Origin of the sequence: Winogradskyella sp. 4-2091, assembly GCF_045765065.1 — a bacterium.
Taxonomy (GTDB): Bacteria; Bacteroidota; Bacteroidia; order Flavobacteriales; family Flavobacteriaceae; genus Winogradskyella.
This window is the reverse complement of sequence record NZ_JBJKOD010000038.1, coordinates 1-1623: the sequence shown is the minus strand read 5'-3', so window position 1 is coordinate 1623 and position 1623 is coordinate 1. Positions and strand designations below refer to the sequence as shown.

The 1623-nt window shown below is 33.5% G+C and carries 1 protein-coding gene; it reads right to left on the bottom strand.

The features are described 5' to 3' along the window. On the bottom strand, nt 1–1493 hold a 1493-nt coding region (locus ACJBCC_RS17190), incomplete at its 3' end, for a hypothetical protein (protein ID WP_407557918.1). Nucleotides 1494–1623: the final 130 nt, after the last annotated feature.

Below are 1623 nucleotides of genomic sequence, written 5' to 3'. Positions count from 1 at the left end.
ATTTTCTTGTCCTCTTGGTAATCTTCTTTAGTTCCTAGTATGGTATAAGTTTGGTTACATTCAACCTCAAAGGTGTATGCACCATCCTCATCAGTAATAATTTCATCAATAATTTTCCCGGTTTGGTCAATAAGTTGGACTTTAACCTCACTTAAAATAATTTCGGTTCTGTGTTCTGACGCTATACCAGAAATAATTTGATGGCATTCAGAGATTGTAAAGCCATAGATATCATCACCGCCTTTCCCATCAGGTCTGTTAGAAGAGATGTATCCTTTTTGGGATTCATTATCAATATAAAACGCAAAATCATCATAACCACTGTTAAAAGGGGCACCCATATTTTCAGGTTCAGAAGACTCATTTTTAAGCATATTAGATTTAAATACATCTAATAGTCCTAAATTTAAATGGCCATCAGAAGAGAAATAAAAGGTACTGTCTTTGCTTACAAAAGGAAACATTTCACGACCTTCTGTATTAATCGTATTGCCTAGATTTACGGGTTCTCCATAGGAACCATCCTCCTTAATGTCTACAGAATAAATATCTGTTTGTCCCATACCACCTTCGCGATCAGAGACAAAAAATAAAGTTTTGTTATCTACGCTTAGAGACGGATGTCCTGTAGAGAACACATCATCATTAAAAGGTAATTCTTCAGGATTGGTCCATTGTTTACCCACTAAAGAGGCTTTATAAATTTTAAGGTGTGTTGTTCCTTCTTTATCGTATTTTAAGCGCTGACGCTGATTGATATTATCTCTAGTAAAATACATGGTTTTACCATCATTAGTGATGGCAATAGAGGCTTCATGATAGATTGTGTTTACTTGTTCTCCAATAATTTCAGAAGGCGATCCGTAGGTTTCAATGATTTCACCTTCCTCATTTTCGTCTTGTTTAATGGGGATCTGAAAAATATCTAAAAAAGGTTCTTTGTTCCAGTTATAGACTTTTTTATGTTCGCCTCTAGCGGAAGCAAAGTAGAGCGTACTGTCTTTTACATAAGATCCAAAATCTGATAATTCAGAATTAAAAGGCAGGTTTTCTAAGGTAACTACAAGATCAATATTTTTAGAGGTTAGTTGATCAAAGATATCAATATTGTCGGGATCGTACCCTTTTAAACGGCTATCGCCTTGTTGGGCTTGGCTTAATTTTTTAAACCAAATATTGGCTTCTTTATAATTACCAATACTTCTAAGGGATTGAATATATTTATAAATGTATTCCGCTTCAATATTAGAGTATTTACTTAAAGCTTTTTCATACCAATAGACCGCTTTTTCAGAATTAGAATTGTTGTAATAGGCATCACCGAGTCTCGTTAATACGTGTGCATCTTCTTTTCCTTTCTCGACTACTTTTTCGTATAATTCAATAGCTTTTACGTAGCCATAATTTTCAAAAAACTTATCTGCTAGTTTGGTTTGAGCAAAGCTCAAAGTACTGACTAAAACTAATAAAAGGGTTAATAATTTAATTTTCATATTAGAATAGTTTTTAGAAATATCTAGGCGATTTAATACGTTTACTTTTAAAGACTTCAAACATTAATAATACTTCGTGTGTACCACTGGTGTATGCTGCTAAATCCGATATAGGATATTCATAGGCATA